General features: G+C 45.7%; 13 protein-coding genes. 11 read left to right on the forward strand and 2 right to left on the reverse strand.

Annotation, left to right across the window (positions count from 1 at the left end; translation table 11 throughout):
* The first annotated feature begins 76 nt into the window (after positions 1 to 76).
* The 11 genes from BO48_RS00955 (at position 77) to BO48_RS01005 (ending at position 10,417) form a co-directional block, all read left to right on the forward strand.
* Positions 77 to 277, forward strand: a complete 201-nt coding sequence (locus BO48_RS00955; RefSeq protein ID WP_496365563.1) for a DUF1659 domain-containing protein — start codon at positions 77 to 79, stop codon at positions 275 to 277.
* Positions 278 to 299: 22 nt separating this feature from the next.
* Positions 300 to 512: a DUF2922 domain-containing protein gene (locus BO48_RS00960; protein ID WP_496365564.1), complete on the forward strand. Its 213-nt coding sequence runs from the start codon at positions 300 to 302 to the stop codon at positions 510 to 512.
* A gap of 17 nt (positions 513 to 529) precedes the next feature.
* The gene (locus BO48_RS00965; RefSeq protein ID WP_496365823.1) at positions 530 to 643 is read left to right on the forward strand and encodes a YvrJ family protein; all 114 of its coding nucleotides are present in this window, start codon (positions 530 to 532) and stop codon (positions 641 to 643) included.
* Between the two features lie 46 nt (positions 644 to 689).
* A complete protein-coding gene (locus BO48_RS00970; RefSeq protein WP_496365565.1) occupies positions 690 to 1,799 on the forward strand; it encodes a metallophosphoesterase family protein in 1,110 nt (369 codons plus the stop codon).
* On the forward strand, positions 1,786 to 4,770 hold the full coding sequence (locus BO48_RS00975; RefSeq protein ID WP_496365566.1) for an AAA family ATPase: 2,985 nt from the start codon (positions 1,786 to 1,788) through the stop codon (positions 4,768 to 4,770). The genes BO48_RS00970 and BO48_RS00975 overlap by 14 nt, the downstream gene beginning before the upstream one ends.
* Before the next feature lie 34 nt (positions 4,771 to 4,804).
* Positions 4,805 to 6,223, forward strand: coding sequence for an MDR family MFS transporter (locus tag BO48_RS00980; RefSeq protein WP_496365567.1), 1,419 nt, complete (start codon positions 4,805 to 4,807; stop codon positions 6,221 to 6,223).
* Positions 6,224 to 6,328: 105 nt separating this feature from the next.
* Complete coding sequence (locus tag BO48_RS00985; RefSeq protein ID WP_496365568.1) at positions 6,329 to 6,943, forward strand: SCO family protein; 615 nt, start codon at positions 6,329 to 6,331, stop codon at positions 6,941 to 6,943.
* A 103-nt stretch (positions 6,944 to 7,046) separates the two neighbouring features.
* Positions 7,047 to 8,243 (forward strand): CynX/NimT family MFS transporter, encoded by a 1,197-nt coding sequence (locus BO48_RS00990; protein ID WP_496365569.1) that lies wholly within the window; start codon positions 7,047 to 7,049, stop codon positions 8,241 to 8,243.
* A 74-nt stretch (positions 8,244 to 8,317) separates the two neighbouring features.
* Positions 8,318 to 9,256: a nucleoside hydrolase gene (locus BO48_RS00995; protein ID WP_496365570.1), complete on the forward strand. Its 939-nt coding sequence runs from the start codon at positions 8,318 to 8,320 to the stop codon at positions 9,254 to 9,256.
* Positions 9,249 to 10,115 (forward strand): ribokinase, encoded by an 867-nt coding sequence (gene rbsK, locus BO48_RS01000; protein ID WP_496365571.1) that lies wholly within the window; start codon positions 9,249 to 9,251, stop codon positions 10,113 to 10,115. The genes BO48_RS00995 and rbsK overlap by 8 nt, the downstream gene beginning before the upstream one ends.
* Before the next feature lie 116 nt (positions 10,116 to 10,231).
* Positions 10,232 to 10,417 (forward strand): hypothetical protein, encoded by a 186-nt coding sequence (locus tag BO48_RS01005; RefSeq protein WP_496365572.1) that lies wholly within the window; start codon positions 10,232 to 10,234, stop codon positions 10,415 to 10,417.
* A gap of 76 nt (positions 10,418 to 10,493) precedes the next feature.
* Here the strand turns inward: BO48_RS01005 and BO48_RS01010 are convergent, their stop codons facing one another.
* Complete coding sequence (locus BO48_RS01010; protein ID WP_496365824.1) at positions 10,494 to 11,714, reverse strand: YeeE/YedE family protein; 1,221 nt, start codon at positions 11,712 to 11,714, stop codon at positions 10,494 to 10,496.
* Between the two features lie 187 nt (positions 11,715 to 11,901).
* Complete coding sequence (locus BO48_RS01015; RefSeq protein WP_496365573.1) at positions 11,902 to 13,092, reverse strand: MFS transporter; 1,191 nt, start codon at positions 13,090 to 13,092, stop codon at positions 11,902 to 11,904.
* Between the last annotated feature and the right edge of the window lie 64 nt (positions 13,093 to 13,156).

The raw sequence follows: 13,156 nt of genomic DNA on the forward strand, positions 1-13,156 counted from the left end.
TACCATTATATTCAATTAAAAGAAATATGTCCATATACGAATTTGTGACGATATATAGTGTGAGGAGGTGAAGAGGATGCACAAAAGTACAAGTGCGAGATTTTATTACATTACGACAGATGCAGAGGGCAAAGAGCTTTTACGTTACCGTTCAGTACCGAATATCGATGTGGCATCAACGGACGCAGAGATCAATCAGGTTATGGAAGTATTTGAAACATTGACATTGGATGCATATGCGCTGGTTGAAAAACTGGAAACATACGTAATTGGTTAATTTAAAATAAGGAGGATACACAATGGAAAAGAGACTGGTTGTAGTTTTTAATACCGATGCCAACAGACGTTTTACGATGAATTTCCGTAATCCGAATGAAGCGATCACTGAAGCGGAATTACTGGAAGCGGCACAGAAATTGATCGACTCGGATGCGCTCGACCCGATGCAGGGGAAACCCATCGGCGTCCATTCCGCCAAAGTAGTCAGCACTGATACTTTAACCATTATATAGTGGACTGGATACCATTCGTGAGTGATGTCGGCTTCCCGGTAGTGATCACCTTTTTTCTGCTTCACCGCATGGAAAGAAAATTGGATGACCTCATCATCACTATCCGACAACTCCAAAATACGACACCCTGATTTTTATCAGGGCGTTTTTTTAGTATAATTGATTTGAGGTGTTTATATGAAAATTTTACATACTGCCGACTGGCATATCGGAAAGAAACTGAATGGCAGAGATTTAATAGATGATCAGAGATTTGTACTGGAACAGCTGATGGCGCAGATTGAGGAACTGCAGCCGGATATCGTCGTGGTAGCGGGCGATCTTTACGACCGCAGCAATCCGTCGAAAGATGCGCTGAACATGGTGAACCATTATCTTTATAAAATGAATAAGGAGATGGAGCTGCCTGTTCTTATGATTAGCGGGAACCATGATTCTAAAGCGTTACTCGATTACGGTTCAGAGTGGTTCAAGGCGTCAGACCTATTTATCCATACTTCACTTGAAGATATTTTTGAACCTGTCGTCATCGACGGACATCATTTCTATCTGGTGCCGCATATCGATGTACTGGAAGCAAGACACTATTTTGAAAATAAAGAACTCCGTACCCACCATGATGTTTACCGGCATATTGTTGAGCAGATTGAGCTTGACGCAGAAGCGAAAAACGTTTTGATCGGCCACCTGTTCATCCAGGACGGCAAGCAGAGTGAATCGGAAAGGGCATTATCCATCGGCCTGTCCGAAGAAGTGAGCAGTGAAGTGTTCGAAGCATTTGATTACGTTCTGCTCGGGCACTTACACCATCCGTTTGCAATCAACCATGACAAAATATTTTACAGCGGATCACCGCTCAAATATTCATTCAATGAAGTGAAGCAGCCGAAAGGCTTCAGATGGATAGATACTGATGATCATTCAGTGACATTCATTCCTTTGAAACCGGTGCATGACATTGTGGAATACGAGGGCAGCTATGAAGACATCATCAATGAAAAAATTGATTTTGAGGATAAGGCAGCCTATTTTAAATTCATACTGTCGGATTTAAGGCATGTAAAAGAACCGATGTCGAAAATCAAAATGATCTATCCGAACACATTGGAACTGAAAGTGACGACAGAAAATCATGATTTCAATATGTCGACAATAGATATGAAGGAAACAAGCGACTATGACATCTATGCATCTTTCATAGAAGAAATCGGTCAGAGGCCGCCGAGCGCAATAGAAACGGAATTATTTGAACGGCATTTTGGAGGTAGCACGCATGAGACCAATTAAACTGCATATGGAATACTTCGGACCATTTAAAAAGGAAACGATCGACTTTACCCATGCTGACGGCCAGATGTTTTTAATCAGCGGGAAAACAGGCTCCGGCAAGACGATGATCTTTGATGCCATCACATTCAGTCTGTACGGGCAGACTTCAACGACCGACCGCGATGAGTATTCGGTCAGAAGCCAGTTTGCCGCAGACAGTGATATTTCAAAAGTCAGTCTGGAGTTTATTGTCGGGAAAAACAGCTACACGGTTGAAAGGGAGCTCAGCTTCAGCAAAGAGGGCAGGAAATCGAAAGTGCCGTCGAAAGCTGCATTGTATGCCGCTGACGGCAGTGTCATCGAAAGCTCTGTCACGGGCGTCACGGGCAAAGTGATCGATATCATCCAGCTGACTGCGGACCAGTTCAGACAGATACTGATACTGCCGCAGGGTGAATTCAAAAAATTGCTCGTATCGACGAGTGAAGATAAGCAGAAGATACTCCGGACTTTATTCCAGACAGAACGCTTTGTCGACTTTGAAAACAGACTGAAAGCACTTGAGAAAAGTGACAGGACAGAACTGCATCAGCTGGAGGCGAAAATCGGCGAACAGCTGAGCACGCTGGAAGATAACGAGGCGCACCCAAGCTTCAACCATCAGATCGAATCATTGAAACTAAGAATTACCAATGTGAAAAAAGAGGCCGGTGTTCTTGAAAAAAGAATCGATGGCGTAAGAGAAAAGCGCAACAGTCTGCAGGCGGCACTGAAGAAAAAATATGCCCACAATGATAAAGTGGTGCAGCTTGAAAAACTGCTCGGACAACAGACCGCACTGAATGATCATGCGGGGAATATCAAGCAGATGGAAGCGGATATTTCCGACTACAACAGGGTAAAAACCATCGACTTCGAACTCAGACGGGAAGCGGAGCTCGAGAAGACGATTGATAAACTCCAGAAAAATGAAAGTGAACTGAATTCAAGATATGAAAGTTTACAGAAGCAATATGACCGGCTGATTGAAAATTTGAATGCACTGAAGAAAAATGAAGCCGGGATTTTGGGAAATGAAAGATATATTACCAGAAATGAGCGGTTCCTGACACCGAAATATGAAAAATTGACAGAAGAAATCAGCAGCGTCAAAGATCAGTTGAAGACACTGGAACATTCGACAGAAAAGCTTGAGGCGGCGCACGAATCGTATAAGAAAGAACTGGCAGGCATCACTGCAACAAGTGATGAAGTGGATGCGCTGACGACGAAAAAGCACCGTCTTGAGCTGAATCATAATGCGCTCAAAGGTCAATTGGAAGATGAGAAGAAGTATTCAGGCTACGATAAAAAACTTGAATCCATTGACGGGCTTTTGAAATCGAATGAAGAAAACCGTGCAGAATGTGAATCTTACCTTAAAGAGATGAAAGCGTCAGTACAAAGTAAGTATGCGAAAGAGGACCAGCCGCATATTGAGCATCTGCTCGGCCATCTGACAGTCGGAGAAGTATGTCCCGTCTGCCAGAGTCCGGTGGCCACCATTCCTGACGGCATTTCTTACTTAAGCGAGAATGAGGAAAAGGAGCTCAACCGTCTGAATGATCAGCTTGACAGTCTGGAAGCGGAAAATAAGTCGCTTTTAAATGATTCCGCTGTCTATAAAAAACTATTGGACGGGCTGGAGCGTCATTCATATGAAAAGCTGTCAGAAACACTCGGCAGTACGGAAAAAGAAATAGAAGAAATCACCGGTGATATCACATCAATGAAAAAGGAGATTGCCAGAAAAGAAGCCCTTGAAAAAGAAATATCGAAAAAATCCACAGAGATTCAGCAGTCAAAGTTCGACTATGAAAAAAATAATGATAAGATGAATCAGCTGAAAGAACGGCTTGAAGAATTCAAAGCGGAAACATCATTTGACGGACACTCTGATTTCCAAAATTATATGGACAGACAAAAAGAGGCAGTCAGGAAATTCAAACTGGAAAAAGGGCAGCTGGAAGCGCAGCAGGATGAATTAAATAAAGCACTCACTGAAGTCACGCAGTCGCTTAAACACAGCCGTGACAGCCTTAAAGAGAATCAGTCGGCAATTGTTGCACAGAGTAAAGTGGTGGATAGCTTTCTGGAAAAAGAACCGTTCATCGACCGCAGTGAACTGAGACAGATTTTAAGCCGCACGGATATCGCAGCGAAAGAGCAGGAAGTCCGTGCATTCCATCAGGAAAAAAGTTCAACCGATCAGCAGATCAGTGATATTGAAAAGGAATTGGTGCAAAAAGAATTTTACAATACTGCTGAAGATGAAGAGAAAATAAAAGCATCAGAAGAGGAAATCGATCAGTTCCAGCGGGAACTTGCCGTATTGAACAATAATATCAGACAGTTTAACAGAGTGCTTTCGACAGTATCTGAATACATCGTAAAATATGAAGAGAAGAAGACGCATTTTGAAGCGGTCAGCGATCTGGTGCAAAAAGTCGGCGGCAACAATGAAAGCAGAGTGTCGCTCGAGCGCTATGTACTGATGTACTTCCTGGAGAAAATATTGAACATCGCGAATGAAAGGCTGCTCGATATGACGAACCACCGTTACGCACTCGTCCGGAGCCGGGCCAGAATCAGCAGAAAAACGGGGCTCGATATCGAGGTGTTCGACTACTATAATAACTCATCCCGCCACATCTCTTCATTATCCGGCGGTGAAACGTTCCAGGCATCGCTGTCGCTCGCGCTTGCCCTCAGTGAAGCGGTGCAGCAGGAAGCGGGCGGCATCAGTCTTGATACGATGTTTATTGATGAAGGATTTGGTACACTGGACAAAGAAACACTTGAAATTGCGATTTCAACTTTAATCGATCTGCAATCAAACGGTAAGACAATCGGCATTATTTCACATGTCAGCGAATTAAAAGAAAGATTAAACTACATTTTAGAAGTCACATCGACGGATGAAATCAGTACAGCTAATTTTAACTTTTAATGGTTTATTTCTTATTTAAGAGAGTAGTGTCAATATGAATACCAATCAATCAAAGTTTTTTAATGAAAGAAATTTTGTAGTTGCCAATCTGATCATCGGGGCGTTCATCACAATATTGAACCAGACGCTGCTGGTGACGGCTGTGCCTTCGATCATGGAGGATCTGGACATTCCGTTCAGTACGGCACAGTGGCTGACGACGGGCTTCTTTTTAGTGAACGGCATCATGATTCCCGTCACCGCATTTCTGATCAATAAATTTACAACGAGGAAACTATATATTTTCGCAATGACCCTGTTCACCGTGGGCACGCTCATTGCAGCAGCATCTCCGGTATTTACGCTTCTCCTTGCGGGACGAATCGTCCAGGCGGGTGCAGCGGGCATCATGATGCCGCTCACCATGGTCGTCCTCCTCAAAATGTTCCCGGCTGAGAAACGGGGACGGGCAATGGGTTTATTCGGGCTGATCATCGGTTTTGCGCCGGCCATCGGTCCGTCGCTGTCCGGCTACATAGTTGAAATATGGCCATGGAGAACTTTATTCATCATTGTGGCGCCGTTTGCCGCCCTGAACATTTTCTTTGCATATAAATTTATGCGGAATGTCACGGAAACGACGGACCCGCCGGTGGATTACATTTCAATCATATTATCCACACTCGGTTTTGGCGGCATGCTTTATGGGTTTTCAGTCGCAGGTATAAGCGGATGGACATCGCCTGAAGTGCTCATCCCCATCATTGCCGGCGGGATCATCGTGGCGATTTTTGTCCGCAGACAGCTCAGGCTGGACATTCCGATTTTACAGCTCCGTGTGTTCAAAAATAAATACTTCCTGATCAGTTCGCTGATCGGGGTCATCGTCTTCACTTCGATGGTGAGTGCGAATAATATTCTGCCTGTACTGATGCAGGATATGCTTGGGTTTACAGCCTTCGAGTCGGGACTGTCATTGCTGCCGGGTGCAGTGCTTATGGGCGCATTCGGCCTGATCGCAGGCGTGCTGTTCGACAAATACGGCATTAAAACACTGACATTCACATCGATGGGGATCATTCTGGTCACGTCGATCATGCTGTCCGTGCTGGATGAAAACACTTCATGGACGTATATTACCATCGTCTATACATTCAGACTGCTCGGCACCGGGCTGTCCATGATGCCGCTCACGACGTTTGCGATGAATGCTTTGAAAGATCATCTGCTGCCGCACGGCACATCCATCAATAATACGATGAGGCAGATCGGCGGGTCTTTATTTACAGCATTGTTAATTACAGTGATGACAGGTTTTGCATTCAATATCTCTTCCGGCGGCACGCCGACAGTCGGCGATGAAATCGCAGGCGTCAACATGTCGTTTGTAGTTTCGGCGGTCCTTGCATTCATCGGTCTGGTCATGGCTTTCTTTTTAAAGGAACAGAAGTATATAAAGGCCGAAGAGCACTAATCACACGTTCTTGACATAATAATTTCACAATAAAATAAAAAAAGCGGCACCACGTCCATTTTATATTTGATATATTAAGGTGAGTTGGACATGGAGGGTGTTATTTTGAAAAAGTTTATATTATTCGGTTTGTTTTCTGTATTATTTTTAAGCGCCTGCAGTGATTCCGAAGTGGAAACCATGAGTCAATTTGGCAATGAAATACAGGAGTATTCAGTGACCAATCAAAATGAGGAAACAGTGACAGATGATGATATGGAAGGCAAAGTCTGGCTGTTGGACTTTATTTTTACAAACTGTGCGACAGTGTGTCCGCCGATGACGGCAAACATGACTCATCTTACCCAGGAACTTGAAGAACAGGGTGTGGAAGATTACGGTGTGCTCAGTTTCAGCGTCGATCCAAAAAAGGATACACCTGATGCATTATCACAATATATCAGTTATTATGAAGTGCCCGAAGATACAGAGTGGCATCTTCTGACAGGATACGATCACGATTTCATCCGCAGCTTTGCAGAAAAGAATTTTAAAACGATTGTGGCACCGGCACCGGAAGGCAGTGACCAGGTGACGCATGCGACAAGTTTTTACTTAATTGATTCTGAAGGTACGATCAGAAAATCCTATCCAGGACTCGATCAGGGTGACAAAGGGTTCCCTGTTTCAGAAATAGTGGATGATGTTGCTGCATTGACCGAAGAAATAGAAGAAGAATAAATAAGCAAAAGAGCAGGTGACTGCTCTTTTTTTGAGCAGAAATACTTATTATAATAGAGAATACATGATATGATATTGGAATTAATAGAAGGGGGACTGCGGTATGTCGGTGCGTAAAGAGCGGTATTATATCGCATTATTATTACTTGTTATCATCTTTGTCGGAGCGTCACTGCGCTCACCGATTTCGTCAATCGGTCCTCTGGTGCCGTTTTTCACTGAAGATCTCGGCATTAACAATACGACTGTCGGTCTGTTGAATACACTGCCGTTAATTGCCTTTGCGCTGTTTTCGCCGTTCATCCCGAAAATCGCCCGTAAATACGGCATGGAAATACCGCTTTTGATCGCGATGGTATTTTTAACTGCGGGCATTCTCGTCCGCGGCATGGACGGTACATTCATGCTGTTTTTCGGAACGGCGGTCATCGGCATGGCCATTGCGGTGGGTAATGTGCTGTCCCCGGGTCTGATTAAAGCGACATTCCCTTTCAAAGTGGGACTCATGACCGGGCTGTATACTTTCTCAATGAATATTGTCAGTGCGTTATCCGCAGGCCTGTCGGTGACGGTCGCAACGAGCCCAGACTTTGACTGGCGGACAGCGCTTGCCATGTGGGGGATATTCCCGCTGCTCGGCGTTGTCGTTTTAATTTTAAGGATGCCGAGAACACTGGAAGAGCGTAAGAAGATCTTCAAAAAGATTGATGATAAGCCATCAGAGAGCCTGTGGCAATCCAAACTTGCATGGGCGGTGACCTTTTATATGGGTCTCCAGTCGCTGATACCCTATACATTGTTTGCGTGGCTCCCAGCGATGCTCATAGAAAAAGGCTTCACCCAGACGACTGCCGACTGGTTGATGACCATCTATCAGCTCGGTATACTGCCGACGACGTTTATCGCACCGGTCATCGCATATAAATTTGCAGGGCAGAGGGTTCTTGGGATGACGAGCGGCCTGATGTGGTCCGTCGGACTCATCGGTATCTTCCTGATGCCTGAGCACTGGATGATCATTCCGTTTCTGATTGTTACGGGTGTCGGTGCTGGGACGACATTCAGTCTTGCAATGATGTTTTTCGTGCTGCGTACCAATACGGTTGAACAGTCGGCACAATTGTCCGGGATGGCGCAGTCGGTCGGTTACATTCTGGCGGCGACGGGTCCTTTATTCCTTGGAATGATTGCCGAATTTACAGGCACATGGAACATCCCGCTGATCATTTTAATCGCTGTTTCATTTCTGATTGCGTTTTTCGGCTACTTTGCCGGCAGCAACCGCACAATATCTGACTGAAAGTCCTCTGTTTAAGGGGACTTTTTTTTATCTTTTATGCTACGATGAGTTTAAAAGATTGAAAAGGTGATACGATGAGAAATGTTATTTTGGATTGTGATCCGGGGCATGATGATGCGATATCCATCATCATTGGGGCTTCGAAAAGAAGCGGGCTGAATATACTTGGCATTACGACCGTCGCAGGCAATGTGGAAGTGGAGAAGAATACAGTGAATGCACTGAAAGTCAGTGAGCTGATCGGACTGGATGTGCCGGTTGTGGAAGGTGCGGTGCGTCCGCTTGTCAGAGACAGTGAGATTGCGCCTGAAATACACGGTGAAACGGGCATGGATGGTCCGGTTTTAAAGGAACCGACAATAGAAAAGTTGCCGGGGCATGCCGTTGATTTCATTATCGAACAGGTTAAAAACAGTCAGGAAAAAGTGACGCTCGTACCGACAGGGCCGCTGACGAATATTGCGCTCGCTCTAATCAAAGATCCGTCGATCAAAGATAATATAGATGAAATTGTGCTGATGGGCGGCGGGACATTCGGCAACTGGACGCCGGCAGCCGAATTCAATATATTTGTGGATGCTGAAGCGGCTAAAGTCGTTTATGAAAGCGGACTGCCGGTGACAATGTTCGGGCTCGATGTGACGCATCAGGTCATCGCCGACACTCAAGTCATCGACAGAGTCGGTAAAATCGACAATGAAATTGCAGTATTTGTTAAAGAACTGCTTATATTCTTTGTAGAAACATATAAGGACCATTTCGGCTTTCCGGGCGGCCCGATTCACGATGCATGTACGACGATGTACTTGATCAACCCCGAGATGTTCACATTCGAAAGCGTCAACGTGACCATCGAGACGAAAGGTGAAGCCACGTACGGCATGACTGTCGTCGACCTGCTGAAGACGACCGGCAAGCCTGAAAACGTCAAATTCGCAACAGGTGTCGATACTGAAACATTCTGGAATATATTCCAGGACGTGCTCGTCTCTTATGGTGAGACGGATGAGTAAGCCTAAAATCACGATTGTCGGCAGCATCAATATGGACCTGGTCACTGTCACCGATCAAGTGGCAAATGCCGGTGAAACTGTTGCCGGTACAGATTTCAGGACAATGTTCGGTGGCAAGGGTGCCAACCAGGCGGTCGCAGCCGCAAGGCTCGGTGCAGATGTATCCATCATCGGCAAAGTCGGTGATGACGCATTCGGTACAGAAATGATTAAAAACTTCGAAGAGAATGGTGTCGATACTTCCGGTATCGCAGTTGAAGAAAAAACACCGTCCGGCATTGCGAACATCATCGTTTCCGACAATGACAACCGCATCATCATCATCGCCGGTGCGAACGGTGAAGTCGATAAGATGCATGTGAACCAATACGCATCGGTCATAAAAGACAGCGATATGGTGCTGTTCCAGTTTGAAATACCGATGGAAACCATCAGGCATACGCTGGATATATGCAAGAAGGAAAATGTGCCGGTCATCATCAACCCGGCACCTGTGGCCGAACTGGAAAAAGAGTATTTGGCTATGGCGACCTACATTACACCGAATGAACATGAGCGGGCCCGGCTGTTTAAGATGCGGGAAGACGGGCTGCCCGAGTATTATGAGAAACTGATCACCACCCAGGGTGCACAGGGCGCATCGTACTTCAAGGACGGTAGGGAAATCATGATTCCGCCCAAAAAAGTGGATGTAGTGGATACGACCGGTGCCGGTGATACGTTCAATGCGGCATTCGCAGTCGGCATTGCTGAAGGTATGACTGTGGAAGATGCGATTTACTTTGCAAACGAGGCAGCAGGCCTCGCTGTCAGAAAGCTCGGCGCCCAGAGCGGGATGCCGATGAGGGATGAGATGTAATAAATGGTTGGTCTGAACTTTTACAGGAACAGGGTCAAACATCTATTACACTGAAGTACCATCATCAAATGATTGGAACGATCAGAAGAAAACAATCTTTTAAAGGTGGTAAATTCATGCAATGGTATAACTTGACTTTGGCTTCCCTGCTGGTCATAGGGACGATTATTGTATTAATAGTCGCACCATTCCTTGACCTATCAGCGGGCTTGGCAACGACAGTATTTGTTGTAGGCATACTGTTCATATTGATTAATATCGGTCTCTATCTGTATCTTAGAACAAAAAGGATCAGACAGTGATTTAAACAATAGAATAATTTTCCCAAATGAGAAGCGGCGGACATATCAGATTGATATGCCCGCCGCTTTTTGTTGTTTAACATACAGAGTCATTCGATTTTGGTACGGATAATCCGAATAAAGGTCTCAGGTAAAGTGCAAGGAATGTACCGCCGATTGCGACGATGCCCCAAATATAGCCGTGAAGGCTGAATGAAGCGATGCCGCCGAAATATGCTCCGATGTTACAGCCGAATGCGAGGCGCGCACCGTAGCCCATCAACAGACCGCCGATGACCGACGCCATGAAGTTGCCTTTGGTGATCCTGGTAAATTTGAACAGTCCGCCTGCAGCAGATGCCAAAAATGCACCGAGTATGACACCGAAGTTAAGGACGGTAGTGGAGTCGGCAAATATTGAAGAGTTCAAAGCGGTTGCTGCTTCTCCCTGCCAGTATCCCCAGCCCGCGACATCGAATCCGATAAACTCTGCAACTTTGGATCCCCAAAGTGCAAATGCGGAAGTGATGCCCCATGGTTCACCGCGTGTCATGAGTGTCAAAGCATTCAACACTGCAAGAGCGACCGCAGCCGTCATCAACGGCCATGAACCTCTGAAAATTCTCTTCCAGCCGTGTGCACTCGGAAGCGGTGCAATCTTTGGAGAGTTTCTCTTCTTCTCAACCACTTTACTAATGACAGCAATCAGGACGAAAATTAATAATGATACAGCTAAAGCACCGCCATAACCGAGTCCGGTTGAAGTTGCGAGTGAGACCGGCGCCATTGAAGGCAGCTCTTCGGTCCAGAACGGCAGGTGAGCTGCACCGATTGTTGTCCCGATGATAAAGAAAATCAAAGTGATGAACATGACGGAACGTCCGCCGCCGATAGCGTACAGTGTACCGGAGGCACAACCGCCGCCGAGCTGCATGCCGATGCCGAATAAAAATGCGCCGACAACGAGGCTGACGCCGACGGGTGAAACATAACCCGTCACTTCAGCACCGAAAAATGAAATGCCGAGAGCGAGAATCGGAGCGAATAACAGTGTTGCCGTACCGAGCATCACCATATGCGCGCGCAGGGCCTCACCGTTACCGACCGACATCAGACGTCTGAATGCCGAAGTGAAACCGAACCTTGCGTGAAATAATGTATAGCCGAGCAGTAATCCGATAACCATAAGTACCGGCTGCATGATTGACTGCGTGATTGCTAAATATATAAATAAGACCAGACTGACTAGAACGCCGCCGCCAATAAGCACATTTTGCGGATCTTTCAGTGCATCTGTGTGACGATGTACCGGATCCATTGCCTTACTCACGGTATTTATATTACTGATCAAATGAATTCTCCTATTCCTTAGTTAATTAGTATGAATTCATCATTATAGGAGCATCAAGATTAATTGTCAAAGAAAATAATTCAAAATAAAGAGCAGCACTTTTTATATCAGCGCTGCCCGTAAAAAAATTTCTGGTTCATTTTACCCGGCTGTATTATGTCTGCATTCTCTTAGCACGTATGTACAGAAGAACATAAATGATCATGGACATCGCGACAGAGCCGGCAGAAGCGGCATATATCGACGCATAGCCGAATATGAAGGCCATCTGGCCGAACAGTATGGCACCGAGCCCGATTCCCAGATCAAAGAACGAGAAGAAAGTCGCATTTGCCATACCACGCCTGTTTGCAGGAGAGTTTTCTACCGACCATGCCTGCAGGGCGGGCTGGACACTGCCGAACCCGAGACCGTAAAGAGAAGCGGCAATAAGCAGCACCGCTGTGTTCGGCAGCCAGGCAAGGAGCAGCATTGCGATAAATATTGAAAAAGCACCCGGCAGAAATACATACAAATGGCCTTTCTTATCGTAAATCCTGCCTGCGAAAGTACGGGATATCATCAGAAATGCTGCATAGAGCAGGAAATATAATTCTATTCCTGCAATGTTTTTCTCAATGGCATATATCGGCAGGAATGTCGCAATACCGCCGAAGGTTGCTGTAATGAAGAATAACAGTACAGACGGTTTGATCGCAGTTTTTTCAAAGATGTCAAATTTGAGTTTTGCAGCTCTTGTTTCAGCTTCTTCCACTTTCTTATAGCGGATTTGTGAAGCAAACAATAATGCGATCAATCCTAAAGCGGCACAGATTAAAAACAATTGCGGGAATGAAATGACGCCGACCAGTGTCAGCCCGAGTGTCGGGCCGAGTGCGAGCGCCACGTTACCCGAAAGTCCGAAGTACCCGAGACCTTCACCGCGGCGTTTCGGCGGAACGATATCCGTTGCGATCGTACCCCCTGCAGTTGTTGAAAATCCCCATCCCATACCCTGGACAATTCTCAATAGGAATAAAAACAATATACTTGAAATAAAACTGTAGCTGGCTATTGATAGAACAAAGACAACCAGTCCTGTCTTATAAACGAAACCCCGGCCTTTTGACTCCAATGCATGACCTGCATAAGGTCTGAGCAGGAGCGCTGAAAATGTAAAGATACCGACGATGAGACCAACGAGCTGGTCATTCCCGCCCAGCTCCTTTAAAAATAAAGGCAGGGTCGGCAGCGTCATTTGAAAGCCGAGAAATACAAAGAAGTTAGCCAGACAAACAAAGACAAAATCTCTGGTCCAAATCCTGCCATCTAATTGCGCACTTTGTCCGTGCGACTCTGAATTCATGAATAGACCCCTTTTCTTTTCATAGTTGATTACCATTATACAGATTTAGTCGAAGAGACACTAG

The sequence above is a fragment of the Lacicoccus kunmingensis DSM 17847 genome, from assembly GCF_059568765.1.